The organism is Pseudonocardia sp. (assembly GCF_025465255.1).
GTDB lineage: Bacteria > Actinomycetota > Actinomycetes > Mycobacteriales > Pseudonocardiaceae > Pseudonocardia.
Genome location: NZ_JAODNI010000096.1, coordinates 1 through 17484, shown reverse-complemented (window position 1 = coordinate 17484; position 17484 = coordinate 1). Strand labels below are relative to the sequence as shown.

The 17484-nt window shown below is 73.5% G+C and carries 16 protein-coding genes; 2 read left to right on the top strand and 14 right to left on the bottom strand.

The window, feature by feature from the left end; genetic code table 11:
- Positions 1–388: 388 nt before the first annotated feature.
- The 9 genes from JWP64_RS10785 to JWP64_RS10745 all read right to left on the bottom strand — a co-directional run bounded on the left by JWP64_RS10785 (position 389) and on the right by JWP64_RS10745 (position 9313).
- The gene (locus tag JWP64_RS10785) at positions 389–985 is read right to left on the bottom strand and encodes a UbiX family flavin prenyltransferase (RefSeq protein ID WP_297495449.1); all 597 of its coding nucleotides are present in this window, start codon (positions 983–985) and stop codon (positions 389–391) included.
- Positions 985–2334 carry a UbiD family decarboxylase gene (locus JWP64_RS10780; RefSeq protein WP_297495447.1) on the bottom strand — a complete coding sequence of 450 codons (1350 nt, stop codon included), beginning with the start codon at positions 2332–2334 and terminating at the stop codon, positions 985–987. The genes JWP64_RS10785 and JWP64_RS10780 overlap by 1 nt, the downstream gene beginning before the upstream one ends.
- Positions 2331–3119: an SDR family oxidoreductase gene (locus JWP64_RS10775; RefSeq protein WP_297495445.1), complete on the bottom strand. Its 789-nt coding sequence runs from the start codon at positions 3117–3119 to the stop codon at positions 2331–2333. Before JWP64_RS10775 ends, JWP64_RS10780 begins: the two co-directional genes overlap by 4 nt.
- Before the next feature lie 26 nt (positions 3120–3145).
- Positions 3146–4531 carry an MFS transporter gene (locus JWP64_RS10770; RefSeq protein ID WP_297495444.1) on the bottom strand — a complete coding sequence of 462 codons (1386 nt, stop codon included), beginning with the start codon at positions 4529–4531 and terminating at the stop codon, positions 3146–3148.
- The gene (locus tag JWP64_RS10765; RefSeq protein ID WP_297495442.1) at positions 4528–5709 is read right to left on the bottom strand and encodes a cytochrome P450; all 1182 of its coding nucleotides are present in this window, start codon (positions 5707–5709) and stop codon (positions 4528–4530) included. Before JWP64_RS10765 ends, JWP64_RS10770 begins: the two co-directional genes overlap by 4 nt.
- Positions 5710–5805: 96 nt before the next feature.
- Positions 5806–6060, bottom strand: coding sequence for a hypothetical protein (locus JWP64_RS10760; protein ID WP_297495441.1), 255 nt, complete (start codon positions 6058–6060; stop codon positions 5806–5808).
- Positions 6061–6219: 159 nt separating this feature from the next.
- Positions 6220–7761 carry a tripartite tricarboxylate transporter permease gene (locus JWP64_RS10755; RefSeq protein ID WP_297495439.1) on the bottom strand — a complete coding sequence of 514 codons (1542 nt, stop codon included), beginning with the start codon at positions 7759–7761 and terminating at the stop codon, positions 6220–6222.
- Positions 7758–8300: a tripartite tricarboxylate transporter TctB family protein gene (locus JWP64_RS10750; protein WP_297495437.1), complete on the bottom strand. Its 543-nt coding sequence runs from the start codon at positions 8298–8300 to the stop codon at positions 7758–7760. The genes JWP64_RS10755 and JWP64_RS10750 overlap by 4 nt, the downstream gene beginning before the upstream one ends.
- The gene (locus JWP64_RS10745) at positions 8297–9313 is read right to left on the bottom strand and encodes a tripartite tricarboxylate transporter substrate binding protein (RefSeq protein ID WP_297495436.1); all 1017 of its coding nucleotides are present in this window, start codon (positions 9311–9313) and stop codon (positions 8297–8299) included. The genes JWP64_RS10750 and JWP64_RS10745 overlap by 4 nt, the downstream gene beginning before the upstream one ends.
- 149 nt (positions 9314–9462) lie before the next feature.
- Here JWP64_RS10745 and JWP64_RS10740 point away from each other — a divergent pair, with 149 nt between their 5' ends.
- Both JWP64_RS10740 and JWP64_RS10735 read left to right on the top strand, forming a co-directional pair.
- Positions 9463–11136 (top strand): ATP-binding protein, encoded by a 1674-nt coding sequence (locus JWP64_RS10740; protein ID WP_297495434.1) that lies wholly within the window; start codon positions 9463–9465, stop codon positions 11134–11136.
- Positions 11133–11819 carry a response regulator gene (locus tag JWP64_RS10735; RefSeq protein WP_297495432.1) on the top strand — a complete coding sequence of 229 codons (687 nt, stop codon included), beginning with the start codon at positions 11133–11135 and terminating at the stop codon, positions 11817–11819. Before JWP64_RS10740 ends, JWP64_RS10735 begins: the two co-directional genes overlap by 4 nt.
- Here JWP64_RS10735 and JWP64_RS10730 read toward each other — a convergent pair.
- The 5 genes from JWP64_RS10730 to JWP64_RS10710 form a co-directional block, all read right to left on the bottom strand.
- Positions 11786–12715, bottom strand: a complete 930-nt coding sequence (locus tag JWP64_RS10730) for an alpha/beta hydrolase (RefSeq protein WP_297495430.1) — start codon at positions 12713–12715, stop codon at positions 11786–11788. The two genes, JWP64_RS10735 and JWP64_RS10730, sit on opposite strands and share 34 nt — an antisense overlap.
- Before the next feature lie 189 nt (positions 12716–12904).
- A complete protein-coding gene (gene mihF, locus JWP64_RS10725; protein ID WP_297495428.1) occupies positions 12905–13216 on the bottom strand; it encodes an integration host factor, actinobacterial type in 312 nt (103 codons plus the stop codon).
- 271 nt (positions 13217–13487) lie between these two features.
- The gene (locus JWP64_RS10720; protein ID WP_297495426.1) at positions 13488–13943 is read right to left on the bottom strand and encodes a nuclear transport factor 2 family protein; all 456 of its coding nucleotides are present in this window, start codon (positions 13941–13943) and stop codon (positions 13488–13490) included.
- Between the two features lie 42 nt (positions 13944–13985).
- Positions 13986–15323, bottom strand: a complete 1338-nt coding sequence (locus JWP64_RS10715; protein ID WP_297495424.1) for an NAD(P)/FAD-dependent oxidoreductase — start codon at positions 15321–15323, stop codon at positions 13986–13988.
- A gap of 135 nt (positions 15324–15458) precedes the next feature.
- Positions 15459–17484, bottom strand: a 2026-nt coding sequence (locus tag JWP64_RS10710; protein WP_297495422.1) for an LCP family protein, incomplete at its 5' end; no start/stop codon positions are given.

Here is a 17484-nt window from a genome sequence, read left to right as displayed (position 1 = left end):
TTGACGGCCTGCATCGTCGCCATGTCGGCCATGTCGAAGTGAACGTCGAAATGCGGATCGGGGAACAGGGCGACGGGGACGTGTCCCTGGGGATTCGAGTTGAACATGACGTGGTCGAACGCGGTCGTCGCCGCCTGATCGGGGAAGGCGAGCATCAGCGTGTGCGGGGGCCGGTGGTCGTCTGAGGTAGTCCGTCCAGGGCGCCGGCGGTCATTCGCACGCCGACCTCGGCGGGGTTCCCCCGCTGTCGAGTGTGGTGTAAGTCTTGACGGTGCCGTTCCCGAGGTTCTGGGACGGGCCGAAGAAGGTTCCGCTCCCCACCGTTCCTCGTCATAAGCGTTCCGCGCCGCTGTACCGTCAGGATCCGAGCGGGAATGGGGTCCGGGGACTAGATCCGGTGCACGGTGCCCTCGTCCGGGCCCCGGTCCCCGGTCCAGCGCTGCACCGCGTCGGTGTCGACGTCGAGCAGGTCCAGTGCCCGGCCCACCGTGTGGTCCACGATGTCCGCGACGCTCGCCGGACGCGTGTAGAACGCCGGCACCGGCGGCATCACGATCGCGCCGGACGCGGTCACGTCGGACATCAGGCGCAGGTGCCCGGCGTGCAGCGGGGTCTCGCGCAGCAGCAGGACCAGCCGCCGGCGCTCCTTGAGCACGACGTCCGCGGCCCGGACCACGAGCGACTCGTCGTAGCTCGACGCGATGCCCGACAGCGTCTTCACGCTGCACGGCGCGACGAGCATCCCCGCGGTCCGGAACGAGCCGCTTGAGATGGAGGCGCCGAGGTCGTTCTCCGAGTGCACGACGTCGGCGAGCGCCCGGACCTCGGCGACGCTGCGGTCGGTCTCGTAGCCGATGGTGGCCCGGGCGGCCTTCGTCATCACCAGGTGCGTCTCGACGTCCGGGATCCCGCGCAGCAGCTCGAGGGCCCGGATGCCGTAGACGGCCCCGGACGCCCCGGTGATCGCGATGATGATCCGGCGCACTACAGCCCCAGCTCCGCCAGGTACCCACGCACGCGTTCGGGATCCGCCGGCTCCACCCGCATCTGCCGGTAGCGGTCGCGGTCCGCGGCCGGGACGGTCGCGTCGATCCCGAGCTTGGCGGTGAGCGCACCGTCGGCCGACGGGTCCAGGCTGCTGCCCTTCGCGTTCGGCACGACGAGCAGGTCCCGGTCGGCCTGCACCCGGGTGGCGACGGCCCAGCCGACCTGCTCGTCGTCGAGCACGTCCACGTCGTCGTCGACCACGGTGACCTGCTTGATCGTCGACGCGGTGAGGAAGAGCGTCATCATCGCGGTGCTCGCCGCCCCGGGCGCCGGGTTCCGCAGCGCCACGACGGCGGACAGCCGGCAGGACCCGGACTCGGGCAGTCGCAGGCCGGCCACGTCGAGATCGGCCCGGCGCAGCGCCCGCATGCAGGCCGCCTCGCGCGGGACGCCGCCCGCGTAGAAGTGCTCGCGGCCGCCGGAGAGGATCGTCTGGAACACCGCGTCGTCGCGGTGCCACCCCTCGAGCAGCTCGATCACCGGCGCCGGGCCGCCCGGTCCGTAGGTGCGCGGGTACTCGCCGAAGGGCCCCTCGGCCTCTCGGCGACCCGCCCGGAACCGGCCCTCCAGCACGAACTCGGCCCGCGCGGGGACGAGCGCGTCGACGGTCGGCGCGGCCACCAGCTCGATCGGCCCGGGGGCCAGCGCGTTCGCCACGCCGTAGTCGTCCAGCTCCCGGTCCGCGGGCGACTGGCTGGCCAGGACCAGCGCCGGGTGCACCCCGACGACGAGCGCGACGTCGAGGTCGCGGCCCGCCGCCTCGGCCTCGGTGAAGATCCGGCGCAGCCGTCCGGGGAGCAGCAGCGCGCGCAGCTCCCGTTCGCCCGCGGCCTGCAGCCGGTTGATCGACAGGTTCATCCGGCCGCTCGCCGGGTCCCGCACCACGACCAGCGCCGAGGTCAGGTAGAGGCCCCCGTCCTGGGAGTGCTGCCGGGTGAGGGGCAGCGCGGACAGCAGCCGGTCGCCGGTGAGCCGGTTCGCGAGCACCGGCGCGTCCGCCGGTTCGACCTGGGGGCAGGGCTCCGGGTCGTCGAGCGCGGCGGCGAACCGGTCCGCGACGGCGTGCGGGTCGCAGCCCAGCGCGAGCCCGAGGTGCTCGCGGCCCGGCACGGTGTTGCCCACCAGCGGGAACTCCGCGCCCTCGACGTCGTCGAAGCGGACCGCGCGCCGGCCGTCGGCCCGTTCCAGGATCGCGGCGACGTCCTGGTCCGGGCCGATCGGGGCCTTCAGCCGGGCGAGCTCGCCCCGGGAGTCGAGTACTCCCAGCCAGGAGCGCAGGTCCGTCACGTGAACACCCCGCCGCCGTCGACCACCACGGTCTGTCCGGTCACGAACCCGCTCGACGGCGACGCGAGCCACAGCACCGCGCCGACCAGGTCGTCGGGTGCCATCTCGCGGCCGAGCGCGCGACCCTTGGCGGCCATCGCGATGTAGTCGCCGGTGTTCAGGACGCGGCTGGCGTCGTCGCTGACCAGGCCGGGCGCGACCCCGTTGACCGTGATGGCGTCGCCGCCCAGCTCGCGGGCCGCGGCCCGGGTGAGCCCGTCGACGGCCGCCTTGGAGGCGACGTAGTGCGCGAACCCGGGCGCGCCCATCCGGGCGACGGTCGAGGAGATGTTGACGATCCGGCCGCCGCCGCCCTCGCGCATCACCGGGGCGACCGCCTTGATGGCCTGCCAGGTGCCGCGCACGTTCACGGTGAGCACCCGATCCCACTCGTCGTTCGTCAGCTCGGTGAGGTGCTTCTTGCCGCCCAGGCCCTGGTAGATCGCGGCGTTGTTGACCAGCGCGTCGATCCGGCCGAACTCGCTGCGGGCGGTGCGGACGACGCGTTCCCAGTCGTCGTCGGAGGTGACGTCGGCGGCGACGAACACGACCCGCCCGCCGCCCGCGGCCGTGATCTTCTCGGCCAGCGCGGTCCCGGTGTCGGTCCCGGCGGCCACGTCCGTGGCGACGACGTCGGCGCCCGCCGCGGCGAACGCGGCGACGTAGTCGCCGCCGATCCCGCCGCCGGCGCCGGTGACGACGACGGTGCGGCCCCGGTGCTCGGGGTGGCCGTTCTCGGTGCTCATGGAATGGAGGTCCTCTCGGCTTGGGCTCAGGCCCGGTCGGCGGGGGCGGGCGGCGTGGCCGGTGTTCGGTCCGAGCCGTGCACCGGCTCCTCACGGTCCAGCGCGCCGCGGGTCTCGGGCACGAACAGCGCACCGATCAGGAACAGCGCCACGACGGCGCCGAGGAAGATCGCCAGCCGGCCCGGGATGTCGGCCACGGTGGGGCTGGCCAGGCTGACGAAGGTGGTGGTCAGCCCGCCGATCGCGAAGCCGCCGTTCCAGATCAGCGCGGTCGCGGTGGCCCGCAGCCGGGTCGGGAACAGCTCGTTGAGGAAGATCGGGACCGCGGCGTAGGACGCGTTCGCGAGCACCGTCAGCAGCAACCCGTAGACCAGCAGCGTGCCGGTGTCGTCGGGGCCGAGACCGGCCATGCCCGTGACCAGCAGCGGCAGCGCGACGAGGTTGACCACGCCGATCGCCAGGAACACCGGGCGGCGCCCGAAGCGCTCCGACAGGTGCCCGGCCAGCAGCGCCATCGGCAGGATCGCGAGGCTCGTCCACACGAGCAGCACCCCGCGCGGACCGGTCGGCAGCTTGTTGATCTGGGCGAGGAACGTCGGGAGGTACCCCGAGGTCAGGTAGTACTGTGCGCCGGCGCCGATCACCAGCGCGGTGCTCGCGACGAGCGTGCGGGTGGTGGTCGCGCTCAGCAGGTCCCGGGCCTTCACGGGCTTCCTCGCCTCGGCGGGGGCCTCCTTGGCGGCCGCGACCCACACCGGCGACTCCTCGAGCACCCGGAACAGCGCCAGGCTGAACAGGGACGCGAGCAGGCCGGTGAAGAACATGACCCGCCAACCCCACGCGTCGAACGCGGGGCCGGGGAAGACGGCGGAGACGCCGAGGAACACCAGCGACGCGATGACCGCGCCGAGCCCGGCACCCCCGCCGCCGACCAGGCCGGAGACCAGCCCGCGCCAGCGCTGCGGCACGGTCTCGGTGCCGAGGGTGTGCGTCGAGGCGACGACGCCGCCGACGAGCAGGCCCTGCACCAGCCGCAGCGCGACGAACAGGACCGGCGCGGCGGCCCCGATCGTCTGGAAGGTCGGCAGTGCGCCCATGACGGCGGTGGCCAGCCCGACGCCGCCGACGGTGACCACCATGCAGCGGCGCCGCCCGTGCTTGTCGGCGTAGCGGCCGAACACCGCGCCGCCGAGTGGTCGCATCACCAGGCTGACGCCGAACGACGCGAACGTCGCCGCCAGCGTCATGGTGGGGCTGGAGCTTGGGAAGAACAGCGGGCCGATCGTCGAGGCGACGTAGAGCAGGATGAACAGGTCGAACAGGTCGAAGGCGAACCCCACGGCCGACGCGGTGCCGGCCGTGATCATCTGCTTCGGGGTGGGGGCCGGGGCGCCCGGCACGGCGGCGCTCACCACGTCACCGGCAGCCGGCGCACGCCGAGGTGGCGCCCTCCGCCCTCGAGCGGGTCGGTCCGCTCGACCTCCCCGTCCACCCGGAAGCCCGGGATCCGCCGCAGCACCGTCTCGACCGCGACCTTGATCTCCAGCTTGGCCAGCGCCATCCCCGGGCAGGTGTGGATGCCCGCGCCGAACGCGAGGTGCCGGTTGGGCCGCCGGTCGATGACGACCTCGTCGGCCCGGTCGAACGCCTCGGGGTCCCGGTTGGCCGAGGCGAACAGCAGCAGCACCCGCTCGCCGGCCTTCATCTGCTGACCGGCCAGGCAGGCGTCGGTCGTCAGCTGCCGCGGGAACCAGTGCAGCGGCGTCTCGAAGCGCAGGATCTCGTCGATCATCGACGGCACCAGCTTCGGCTCGTCGACCAGCCGCTGCTGCACGTCCGGGTGCTCGGCGAGGTAGAGCAGAGTGTTGCTCAGCCCGAGCGCGGTCGAGTCGTGCCCCGCGTAGGTCAGGATGAACATCATGTTCGCGAGCTCGTCGTCGGTCGCGCCGAGCTCTTGGTTGGCCTGGACGAGCCCGGTCAGGAAGTCGTCCCTCGGCTCCGTCCGGCGGGCCTCGAACAGCGAGATCCAGTACTTGCAGACCCGGTCGATGATCTCGCGGCCCCTGGGCCCGCCCGCATGCTCCAGGAACTCCTCGGAGTAGGTGCGGATGTCCGCGGCCTGCTCCGGGCCCAGGTCGTAGAGCTGGGTGATGACGTCGAGCGGCACCGGCGTGGACAGCTCGGCCACGAGCTCCGCGCGGCCGCGGTCGACGAACGCGTCGACGAGCCGGTCGACGGTGGCCTGGATCTTCGGCTCCATCGCCTTGGCCGCCGCGCCGCTGGTCAGCGGCGCGATGAGGGCGCGGAAACCGGCGTGCTCGGGAGGGTCGTGGTCGATCGGCGGGAACCGGCTGTCCGAGACGGCCGGTACGTACACCCCGCCGGTGGAGGAGTAGGTGCCGTGGTCGAGGGCGACGGCGCGGACGTCCTCGTAGCGGGACACGGCCCAGTACCCGCCGTGCCGCTCGCCGTGCGCCACCGGGCAGCGCTCACGGAGCTCGCCGTAGACCTCGTAGGCACGGTCGGGGGACAACCCCGGGTCGTGCGGATCGAATTCCGGGATGGTCGTGCTCGGCCTGCTGTCGGGCACCGTTGCCTCTTCTCGACGCGTCGCTGTGTGCGCACGAGTCTGTGACGCGGGTCGTCGCGGGTCGATCGGCAACTGGCTATGCCAGTGATAGCCGGGTCACTCGTCGGGGTCGAGGTCCGCCTCCGCCGCGGTGCGCCACTGCTCCGCGACGTCGGCCGGGTCGGCCTCCGGCGGCGGTGCCTCGGGCGGGATGGAGACGATCAGGTCCTCGATGTCCTCGGCGACGTCCGCCGGATCCGCCTCCAGCGGAATCCTGACGTCCAGCGCGCTCTCGTCGGCAGGCTCGTCGTCGCCCGGCACCGCCGGCTGCTGCTGCTCGACGACGTCCTCGATCGGATCCTCGTTACCCATCCCGCAGGGGTGCCCTCCGCGTCGTCGGCTACACGCGGTTCGGCCCGGGACCCCGACTCGGGCGGCTCCAGACCCCGACTCGCGCGGCCGCAGAGCCCGACTCGCGCAGCGAGGCTGGTGGTTCGCACGAGTCGGGGTCCGGGTGCTACCGAGTCGTGGTCAGCCGAGCTCGTCGTCCTTCGTCGTCGCCTCGTCCGATCCGGGCCGGGCCGCCGCCGGGCGGGTGGGCAGGGCCCTGCGGATCAGCGGGAACAGCAGAAGCAGGGCGATCACCGTGTAGACCCCGATCGCCAGCGGCGTGGAGAACAGGGTGGAGACGTCGCCGTCCGCGATCTGCAGGGAGCGGCGCAGCTGCAGCTCCGCGTCCGGGCCCAGGATCACCCCGAGGATCGCCGGGAGCACCGGCAGGCCGAAGCGGCGCATCAGGAACCCGATCGCGCCGATCACCAGCAGCACCAGGATGTCCACCGGCTGCCCGGACACCGCGTAGGCACCGACGCAGGCGAAGAACAGGATGCCCGCGTACAGGTACGGCCGCGGGATCCGCAGCAGCGTCGCCCAGACCGGCGCGAGCGGCAGGTTCAGCACCAGGAGGAGCACCAGGCCGATGAACAGGCTGGCGATCAGCGTCCACACCAGGTCCGGCTCGCTCTGGAACAGCAGCGGGCCGGGCTGGATGCCGAACTGCTGGAACGCCGCGAGCATGACGGCGGCGATCGCCGTCGTCGGCAGGCCCAGGGTGAGCATCGTGGACATCGTGCCCGCGGACGACGCGCTGGCCGCGGACTCCGGACCGGCCACGCCCTCGATCGCGCCCGTGCCGAACTCGTCCTTGTGCTTCGAGAGCCGCCGCTCCGTGACGTAGGAGAGGAACGTCGGGATCTCCGCGCCGCCGGCTGGGATCGAGCCGAACGGGAAGCCGATGAACGGCCCGCGCAGCCACGGCTTCCAGGTCCGCTTGAGGTCCGCCTTCGACAGCCACGGCCGCCCGACCGGGATGACCTCCTGCTGGGTGCGGCGCAGGTGCGCGGCCACCCACAGCGCCTCGCCGACGGCGAACAGGCCGACCGCGACGATGACGACGTCGATGCCGTCGGCCAGCTGCGGCACGCCGAACGTGAGCCTCGGCTGGCCGCTGATCGGGTCCAGCCCGACGAGCCCGATCGTCAGCCCGAGCGCCAGCGAGGCGAAACCGCGGATCCGGGAGCTGCCGAGCACCGACGTCACCGCGACGAAGGCCAGAACCATGATCGCGAAGTAGTCCGGGGCGCCGATGTCGACGGCGACGGACGCGACGAGCGGGGCCAGCAGGACCAGCCCGCAGACGCCCAGGAAGCCGCCGACGAAGTGCCCGATCGCGGCCGTGGCGAGGGCCTGCGCCGCGCGCCCGGACTTCGCCATCGGGTTGCCCTCGATCGCCGCGACCACCGCCGCGCTCTCGCCGGGGGTGTTGAGCAGGATCGACGTCGTCGACCCGCCGAACATGGCGCCGAAGTAGATGCCGGCGAACATGATGAACGCGCCGGTGGGGTCGAAGGCGTAGGTGACGGGCAGCAGCAGGGCGACGGCCATCGCCGGGCCGATGCCCGGGAGCACGCCGATCGCGGTGCCCAGCAGGACGCCGAGGGCGGCGAAGAGGAGGTTGCCCGGGGTCAGCGCGGCGCCGAACCCGTCCATGAGGTGGGCGAGCGAGTCGATCATCCGAACAGTCCCATCAGCGGCCCGCCGGGGAGGTCGACGCCGAGCAGCGCGTCGAACAGGACCCAGGTCACCAGGGAGACCCCGGCCGCGATCACGAGGTCCCGCACGACCGTGCGGGAGCCGAGCGAGTAGGTCGCGCCCCAGAACAGGACGGTGCCGGCGATCGGCCAGCCGAGCAGCGGGATGAGCACGGCGGTGGCGACCAGGATGCCGGCGAGCATGCCGACGGTGCGCAGATCCGGGGGCGTGGACAGGTCGATGTCCTCGCCGGCCTCGGCCTCGCCGTGGCCGCCGCGCAGCACGTCGACGGTCAGGAGCACGGCCAGCAGCACCAGCGCCCCACCGACGACGAACGCGACGGCGTGCGGGCCCAGCGGGTCCGAGTTCCCGCCGGAACCGCTCTCCAGGGTGGTGTCGACGATGACGAGCAGGCCGACGACGAACAGCAGCAGGGAGACACCGAGCTCGGAGTAGCGCCGGTACCAGGGGCCCTCCTGATCGGATGAGGCCTGGTCGGGGCGTTCTTCCAACACGGTCATGACGTCAGCCCCAGTTCCCGCAGCACCCCGGCCACGCGCGTGTTCTCCTCGGCGAGGAAGGTTCCGAACGCGTCCCCGGTGACGAAGGCGTCGGCCCAGCCGTTGCGGGTGAGCGCGTCCTTCCACTCCGGGCTGTCGTGGAGCCTGCTGAACGCGTCGATCAGCTCCCGGCGGCCCTGGTCGTCGAGCCCGGGCGGCGCGACCATCCCGCGCCAGTTGGTGAACTCGACGTCCACGCCGGACTCCTTCAGCGTGGGCGCGTCGACGCCGGGGACCCGCTCGCCGGCGGTGACCGCGAGGACCCGCAGCTCACCGGCGTCGATCTGGTCCGCGTACTCGCCGAGCCCGGAGACGCCGAACGCCACCTTGCCGCCGAGCACCGACGTGAGCAGTTCTCGGCCGCCGTCGTAGGAGACGTAGTTGACGTCCTTCGGCGGGAGGCCGACGGCCTTCGCCATCAGCATCGGGGCCAGGTGGTCCGGCCCGCCCGGGGAGGATCCGCCGCCGACCGGCACGGCGCCGGGGTCCGCCTTCCACGTGGTGACCAGCTGGTCGATGCTGCGGTAGGGCGAGTCCTTCCCGACGACGACGATCTCGCTCTCCTCGGTCATCTTCGCGATCGGCGTGGTGGCCGCCAGGGTCGCGGCCGAGGAGTTCGTGTAGACACTGCCGACGACACCGAGGCCCATCGACATGACGAGCCGGTCGTTGCCGCTCTCGTTGACCGTGCGGCCGAGGCCGACCGTCCCGCCCGCGCCGGGCAGGTTGAAGACCTCGACGGCGCCGGTGGTGCCGGCGTCCTCGAACGCCTTCGCGGCGGTGCGGGCGGTGACGTCGTAGCCGCCGCCCGGGGTGTTGGGCACGAGTAGGCGCAGGCCGCGCAGCTGGTCGCCGTCACCCCCGCCGGTCGCGGCGCCGATCAGCGGCGGCACCAGCAGGACCGCGGCGGCCGCCACGACGACCGCCAGCACGGCCGACAGCCGTCTCGCCGGTGCTCTCTCCCGGGTGGACATCGATGTCCCGACCTCTCCGTCGAAGGGGATGTGTGGTGCGGGTCATCCTGCGGGCGCGGCCGGGGGATGTCTCGCTTGTCCGCACAACGGTCGTTGTGGTCGTTGTGGTCACGGGCTCCGCAAGCCCGGTGTTCTCTAGTGTCTCCAGCGTGCGCCGCCGCCGATCCCGAACCCTCGCGCGCCAGTTCCTGGCGTGGCAGCTGCTGGTGGTGGTGATCCTGCTCGGCGCCGTCGCGGTGCTCGCGGCCGTGCAGTCCGACGCCGTGTTCCGCGAGACCCAGGGCCGGCGGATGCTGTCGGTGGCCGAGGACGTCGCGGCGACGCCGGGCGTCCGCGCCGGGCTGGTGCAGCGCAACGTCGACCTGCTCGCCACGTTCGCGCGCAGCGCCGAGAACCTCTCCGGCGCGGACCGGCTGCTGATCGTCGACGCCGACGCGGTCGTCCGGTCCACCCCCGATCCCGCCGAGCTGGGCAGCCCGTTCGACGTCGGGGAGTCCACCGCGTTCCAGGGGCGCGGCTGGGTGGGGGACCCGGACGGGGACTCGGTGGTCGCGGAGGTCCCGGTGATCGGGGACGACGGCGCGGTCGTCGGCATCGTGTCCGCCGGGATCACCGCACCGAGCCTGCTGCAGGCGCTGGCCCCCGCCCGGGGCGAGGTCGCGGCGGTGCTCGGGATCGCCCTCGTCCTCGGGGTCGTGGGGTCGCTGCTGCTCGCCCGCCGGGTCCGCCGGCAGACCCTCGGGCTGGAGCCGGAGGAGATCGTGGAGCTGGTGCAGCGGCGCGAGGCGATGCTGCTGGGCGTCAAGGAGGGGGTCGTGGGCCTGGACCCCGCGCAGCGGATCACGCTGCTCAACCCGGCCGCCCGCGAGCTGCTGGGCCTGCCGGGGGCACGGGTCGGCGAGCAGGTCGACGAGCTCGGCCTCGACGGGCGGCTGCGCGACGTGCTCACCGGCCGCGCCGCGGGGGAGGACCAGCTCGTGCTGCACGGATCCCGGGTGCTGGTGCTGAACCGGATGCCGGTGCAGGTCGACGGGGCGTCCGTCGGCGCCGTCGTCACGCTGCGGGACCGGACCGAGCTGGCCACCCTGCAGGACCGCCTGGACGCGTCCCGGACGGTGACCGACACCCTGCGCGCCCAGGCCCACGAGTTCACCAACCGGCTGCACACGATCGCCGGGCTCACCGAGCTGGGCGAGCACGACGAGGTGCGCCGCTTCGTCGCCGGGGTCGTCGCGGAGGCGGACGCATGGCGCCGCGACGTCGTGTCCCGCATCGGGGACCCCGCGGCGGCGGCGCTGCTCGTCGCCAAGGCCAGCCTCGCCACCGAGCGGGGCGTGGAGCTGCGCCTCGCGCCGGACGCGCTGCTCGACGGCGCCGATCCTGCGCTGGCCCCGGAGCGCGACCCGGCGCTGTCCGCGGACCTGGTCACGGTTCTGGGCAATCTGGTGGACAACGCGCTCGACGCCGTCGGGGCCTCGCCGCCGCCGCGGTGGATCGAGATCGGCGTGGCCCTGGACCGGGACAGCACGGTGGAGCTGCAGGTCCGCGACTCGGGGCCGGGCGTCGCCTCGGAGCTCGCCGAGGAGGTCTTCCGGCACGGGTTCACCACCAAGGCCGCCCAGGCGGACGAGCCCGGCGGGATCGCCCGGATCGGTGGCCGGGGATTGGGGCTCGCGCTGGCCCGCGAGGCCTGCCTGCGACGCGGAGGGAGCATCGCCGTGCGCGAGCCCGACGAAGGCGGGACCGGTGCCCTCTTCACCGCCCGGCTCCCGCTCGCCCGCGGAGTTCGCGGACGGGGCCCCCTGAAGGAGGGGGTGCAATGAGGATCCTCGTGGTCGACGACGACTTCATGGTCGCCCGCGTTCACAGCGGGTATGTGGCGCGGATCCCCGGCTGCGAGGTCGTCGGCGTCGCGCACAGCGGGGCCGACGCGCTGCGCCGCGCGGCCGAGCTGGCGCCGGACCTCGTCCTGCTCGACGTGTACCTGCCGGACATGTCCGGCCTCGACGTCCTGCGCCGGTTGCGGATAGGCGCCCCGGACAACCCGTTCGTCCTGGTCATCACGGCCGCGGACGACACCGCGACGGTCGGCGCGGCGCTGCAGGGCGGGGCGCTGCACTACCTGGTGAAGCCGTTCGAGTCCGCGGCGCTGCGGGAGCAGGTGGAGCGGGCGATCCGGATCCGCGGGCGCCTCTCGGGGTCGGCCCGGGCGGCCCAGGAGGACATCGACCGGCTCTTCGGCTCCGGCCTGCGCACCCGCGCCCCGCAGATGCCCAAGGGGCTGACCCGGCCGACGGCCGAGCTCGTCGAACGCGTGCTCCGCGGACACGACGGGGACCTGTCCGCCGCCGAGTGCGCCGAGCTGGCGGAGCTGTCCCGGGTGAGCGCGCGGCGCTACCTGGAGTACTTCGTGGAGACGGGGACGGTCAGCGTCCGGCTGCGCTACGGCGGCACCGGACGGCCGGAGCGCCGCTACCGCTGGGGCGCGGACCCCGTCGAGGCCTGAGCGTTCGCGAGCCCGACCTGGCCGAGGATCGCCGCCGCGACCGGCTCGACGACCGTCGCGTTCAGCGCGTGCCCCATGCCCTGGATCCGGACGAGCCGGCTGCCGCCGATGCGCCGGGCGAGGTGCGTGGAGTGCGGCGGCGGGTTCACCGGGTCGTCCGGGGCCTCGATCACCAGCACCGGGACGTCCACGTCCGCCAGGTCGTCGCCCCGGTCCAGGCCGTCCTGGGCGGCGAAGGCGTGGGCGCCGGGGTTGTCGCTACGCCCGGCGTGGGCGATGACGCGCTCCTCGAGGGCACGGAACTCGTCGGCGTCGAAGGGCGTGCCGGTGCCGTTCAGCATCCGCCAGTGCTCGACGCGCCAGGCGAGCTCACCCTCGTCGTCGCGCTCGTCGCCGAGCTCCTGCCAGAGCCGGAGCAGCGCGGGGTCGGGACCGGGGAGCTCCTCCTCGGCGCCGTCCTCCTCGGGGCCGTCCTCCTCGGGGCCGTCCGCGGCGAGGCCGGAACCGAGGGCCGTCGTGCACAACAGGGTGGCCGAGAGCAGGCGCTCGGGGGCGTCGAGCAGGAGGAGCTGGGCGAGGATGCCGCCCATGGACATCCCGACGACATGGGCCCGCTCGACGTCGAAGGCGTCGAGGACGGCGACCGCATCGGCGGCGAGGTCGCGGATCGCGTAGGGGTGCTCGTCGAACGCGTAGGACGACCGGCCGGTGTCCCGGTGGTCGTACCGGATCACCGGGGCGTGCCCGGTGAGCCGGGAGACCAGGGCGTCCGGCCAGGCGACGCCGGCGGCGTTGGCCCCCATGACCAGCAGGATCGGTTCGGCGGGCTGTTCGGGGCCGTCGATCATCTCGGCCCAGATCTCGATGCCCGCTGCCACCTCGACGAACTGCTCCACGTGGAGCAGCGTCGCAGATCGGGCCGACGTGCCGGTCAGCCGGCCCCGTTCACCGGGTCCGACCCGTTCACCGGGTCCGGCCCGTTCACCCGGTCCGGCCCGTTCACCCGGTCCGGCACAGCGCCGGACCGGGTGCAGGGGTCGAACGGGGTTCCCGTACGCGGGCGTGCGGCGCGGGAACCCGGGTGCTCACTTCAGGGCGTCCAGCAGCGCCTGGCGCTGGCGCTCGCCCAGGCCCGCGGCGCGGCGGGATGCGTCGATCCCGGTGGCCTCGAGCAGCTGCGAGACCTTGGCGGGCCCGTAGCCGGGGAGGCTCTTGAGCAGGTCGGCGACCTTGGTCTTGCCGACGATCTGGTCCGACTTCGCGCGGCCGAGGACGGCGGGGATGGTCTCCTCGCCCTTCGCGATCTTGTCGCGGAGCTCCTTGCGCGCGGTCCGGGCCGCGGCGGCCTTCTTCAGGGCCTCCTGGCGCTGTTCGGGAGTCAGCGTGGGCAGTGCCATCTCTCGTGCTCCTCTCGTGTGTCCGACTCGCTGTCCGGTCCCCGGGCCGCCGTTGCGGCGGTGGGGATGACGGCCATCTTCGCGGTACAGACTGGCAGAGCGTGCCAGCGCCGCGCCGGGAACCCCCATGTCAGCGGCACATCGAGTGCCGAAACTGTGTTACGTAACCGCCAGCGGGCGCCTTGGTGCGGCGGGCGGCTCGACGCAGGGTGCCGAGAGGGGTGCGGAGCGTACGGCCCGGCGCGTCCGCAGGTGGGGGTGCGATCGCTCCTCAGGAGGCCGGGTCGAGGAGCCGGCGGCGCAGCCGGGCGTCGTCCCAGAGGGTCCGGACCGTGGCGATCCGGCCCTGCCGCACGTGCACGACGGAGATCGCGAGGACCGTCGCGGGGCGTCCGGTCGGGGCCAGGCCGGGGAGCAGCCACGGCAGCGGGCGGTCGTGGGTGAAGGTCCAGTGGACCTCGTCGACGAGCCGGCGGGTGTCCACGGTGCGGGACACCCGCGCGCGGGCGAGGTCCGCGGGCAGGTGCCCGACGACCTCGTCCGCGAGATGGGCGCGCACCTCCGCCCGGTCGTTCCCGCCGGTCATCGCGGGCATGTTCACAAGCGCGACCGGATCGTCGAGCGCCGCCATCGCGGCCCCGACGTCGGACCGTTCGTACAGCGCGGCGCAGAACCCGTCCCAGGCGCGCTCGATCTCGCGCATGAGGACCTGCATCGCCGGGGTCACCCCGGCATCATGCCCGCCGCAGGGGCTCCGTGTGGACAGTCCCTAGGCCGCGGGCTTGTCCTCGACCTCGCGGGCCGCCCCCTCGACGCTGATCAGCCGGTGCCCGCGGTTGCGCGCGTAGCGCAGCGAGCGGACCCAGTTGTAGAGCGTGCCGAGGCGGTTGCCCCAGCCGATCAGGAACATGACGTGCACGTAGCACCAGAGCAGGTAGCCGAGCCATCCGGTGATCTTGACGCCCTTGGCGTCCGCGACCGCCTGGCGGGCGCCGATGGTCGCCATGCTGCCCTTGTCGAAGTACTTGAACGGCGCCGGCGTGGTCTCGTCCCCGCGGGCGCGGGCCGCGATCAGCTTGCCCACGTACTTGCCCTGCTGCATCGCGACCTGGGCCACGCCCGGGAGCCGGTCCACGGTGGTGACCATGTCCCCGATGGCGTACACGCCGTCGGCGCCGGGGAGGCTGCAGTCCGGGTCCACCGCCAGCCGGCCGGCCCGGTCGGTCTCGGTGCCGGTGGCCTTCGCGAGCGTCGCGGCGAGCGGGGAGGCCTGCACGCCCGCGGCCCAGACCTTCGTCTTGGCGACGATGGTGTCCTCGCCCTTGGGGCCCTTGACCGTGATGGTGTCGTGGTCCATGCCCGTCGCCGCGGTGTTCAGCCGGATCTCCACGCCCATCTTCTCGAGCCGGCGCTGGGTGTAGCGCTGCAGCTTCGGCGCGAACGGCGGCAGAACCGACGGCGCGGCGTCGAGCAGGATGATCCGCGCGGACCTCGTGTCGATCGAGCGGTACTCGTTCGGCAGCACGTACCGGGCCAGCTCGGCGAGCTGTCCGGTGATCTCCACGCCGGTCGGACCGGCGCCGACGACGACGAATGTCAGGTACGCCTCGCGCTCCTTGTCGTCGGTGGAGACCTCGGCGAGCTCGTAGGCGCCGAGGATCTTGCTGCGCAGGTGGCGGGCGTCCTCGATGGTCTTCATGCCGGGCGCGAACTCCGCCCACTCCGGGTGTCCGAAGTAGGCGTGCGTGGCGCCACCGGCGACCACGAGGTAGTCGAACGGCAGGTCGATCGGGTGACCGTTCGGGGCGAGGGAATGGACCACCCGGCTCTCGAGGTCGATGCTCGTCACGTCGGCCAGGAGCGTGCGCGTGTTGCGCTGCTTCTTCAGCACCCGGCGCAGGGCCGGGGCGATCAGGCCGGGGGACAGGATGCCCGTCGCGACCTGGTAGAGGAGCGGCTGGAACAGGTGGTGGTTGGTCCGGTCGACGACGGTGACGTCGACGTCCACGTGACCGAGCGCCTTCGCTGCCTGGACCCCGCCGAACCCGCCGCCGACGACGACGACCTTCTTGCGCCCCTCGCGGTGCTCGGCGTCCGTTGTGCTCACTGTTCTCTCGCCCTTCGGCTAGGTACCTGCGTCGTCGGCGAGCGTAGACCGCAGGTGTCTCACGGCGCCGCCTCGGGCGCGAGCGTCACCTCCGGCAGGCTCCGGGACGCCCGCGCCGGTGGCGGGACGCCCGCGTCAGTTCGCCGGACCCGGGTCGCCCGCGGTGTCGCCCGCCGAGACCGACGCGCAGGAGTCCGCCAGCGACTCCGGTGCCGCGGTCGCGGGCTGCGGGGCGGCCGAGGCGCTCGCCGACGCGGACGGGGACGGGGTGGTCGGCGGGGCCACGCTCGTCGAGGGTCGGCTGCCGGGCAGCGGCACGCCGTCGATCGCGGACTGCACGACCTCCCGCATGTAGTCGACGTCCGGGCGCGAGGTGTTGAACTTGCCGTCGTTCTCGTTCGGGTCCGGCAGGTTCGGGTCGAACGACACGCTCTCCAGGGAGAACCCGTCGCCCGCCAGCGACACCAGCGCCGGCAGCACCTGCTGCGGAAGGTTGGTGTTGATGTTGTCCGTCGTCACCTTGGCCACGGCCTGGAAGTTCGTCAGCAGGTCCGTCGGGCTCCTCTGCTTCAGCACGGCCTGGATCAGGCAGCGCTGACGGCCCATCCGCTGGTAGTCGTTGCTGTCGCGGCGGGAGCGGGCGAACCAGAGCGCGTCCTCGCCCTTGAGCGTCTGCACGCCGGGCTGGATGTAGCCGTCCGGTTTCACGTGCTGCCCGTCGGCGGTGACGCCGTTGATCGGGATCGGGTCCGGCCCGACGTCCACGGTCACCCCGCCGACGGCGTCGATGAGCGCGGAGAACCCGGCCATGTTGATCTCGAGGTAGTAGTCGATCGGCAGGCCGGTCATGTACGAGATCGAGGACTGCAGGAGGTTCAGCCCGGGGGTGGACGTGGGCCCGGGCGGCGCCAGCGCCGGGTCCGCCTCCGCGTAGGCGTACACCGCGTTGAGCAGGTAGTTGCCCGAGAGCGGGTCCTCCGGGTCGTGGAACCCGTTCGGGAACCTCTTCCCCATCGGGGAGTCCGGGGGGAACTCGGCCCGCTGGATGTTGCGGGGCAGGCCGAACAATGTGGTGCGGCCGCTGCGGGTGTCGATGCTGGCGACCATCATCGTGTCGGTCCGCGTACCGGTCCGGTCCGGTCCGGCGTCGCTGCCCAGGAGCAGGACGTTGAGCCTCGGCTTGGCGATCGCCTCGGCCACCGACGTGCCGCCGCCGTTGCCACCGAACACGCTGTTCAGCAACGTGCGCTGGGAGTTCGCGAGGTCCGCGGCGAACCCGAACGGAACCGCCACGACCATGCACATGAGCGCGGCGCAGAGCGTCCCGACGACCTTCTGCGCGGTCGGCATGTAACGCGGCCGGGCCAGCGCGTAGGTCCGGGCGACGGTCGCGATCCAGCCCAACGCCGCCAGCAGGGCGACGACGGCGGCCGTGGTGAGCATCGTCGTGGACAGGGCGGTCTCGAGGAGGGTCGTGCGGCGGGCCGTCAGGCCGAAGAGCAGCAACGCGGCGACGCCGATCACGAAGACCGCCAGGATCAGGCCGCCGGTGCGCCGGCGGCGCAGGATCAGGTGCCCCGAGCCCGGCAGGATGGTCGACGCCGCGGTGACGCCCAGGGCCGCGCGGAGGGTGCGCCGGGCGGGCCCGCCGTCCCCGGCGGGGGCGCCGTCGGCGCTCTCGCCGGACCGGGCCCGCGCGGAGGCCGCGCGGGCCTTTGCGGAGAGCACCGGCCGGACCGCACGGGTGGGGCTCTCGGTGTCGTCGAGCTCGTCGTCGCCCGGCCCGTCCGCCCGATCGCGAGGGGCGGCGGAACGTCCTCCGGCGGCGAGGCCGGCGGCGGCCGCCGCGCGGCCGCCACGGGGGCGGCCCGCGGTGCCCGGGGTGGAGGGCGGGGGCCCCTGGCTCTCGATCGCCTCGGTGGGGACCTCGGTGGGGTCGGGACCACGGTTTCCGCGGCCCTGCTCCGTGCCGTGGCCGGTGCCGGGCGACCGCTGGGTGCGGCGTTCCGCGGCCCCGAGGGGCCGTCGGAGGTCGTCGGGCCGGCGGGGGCCACCGTCCCCGGTGTCCGGGCCGGCGGCGCTTCCCGCGCCGGGGCCCTGGCCGACGCGTCCGGGGTCACCGGAGCCGGGCCGGCCGGTGCCCGCCGGACCGCGACCCGGC

What these genes read in the sequence shown, in the direction of transcription:
- JWP64_RS10775 (WP_297495445.1), bottom strand. Translation starts at nt 3,119, where the DNA reads ATGAGCACCGAGAACGGCCACCCCGAGCACCGGGGCCGCACCGTCGTC.
- JWP64_RS10760 (WP_297495441.1), bottom strand. Translation starts at nt 6,060, where the DNA reads ATGGGTAACGAGGATCCGATCGAGGACGTCGTCGAGCAGCAGCAGCCG.
- JWP64_RS10755 (WP_297495439.1), bottom strand. Translation starts at nt 7,761, where the DNA reads ATGATCGACTCGCTCGCCCACCTCATGGACGGGTTCGGCGCCGCGCTG.
- JWP64_RS10750 (WP_297495437.1), bottom strand. Translation starts at nt 8,300, where the DNA reads ATGACCGTGTTGGAAGAACGCCCCGACCAGGCCTCATCCGATCAGGAG.
- JWP64_RS10745 (WP_297495436.1), bottom strand. Translation starts at nt 9,313, where the DNA reads ATGTCCACCCGGGAGAGAGCACCGGCGAGACGGCTGTCGGCCGTGCTG.
- JWP64_RS10735 (WP_297495432.1), top strand. Translation starts at nt 11,133, where the DNA reads ATGAGGATCCTCGTGGTCGACGACGACTTCATGGTCGCCCGCGTTCAC.
- mihF (WP_297495428.1), bottom strand. Translation starts at nt 13,216, where the DNA reads ATGGCACTGCCCACGCTGACTCCCGAACAGCGCCAGGAGGCCCTGAAG.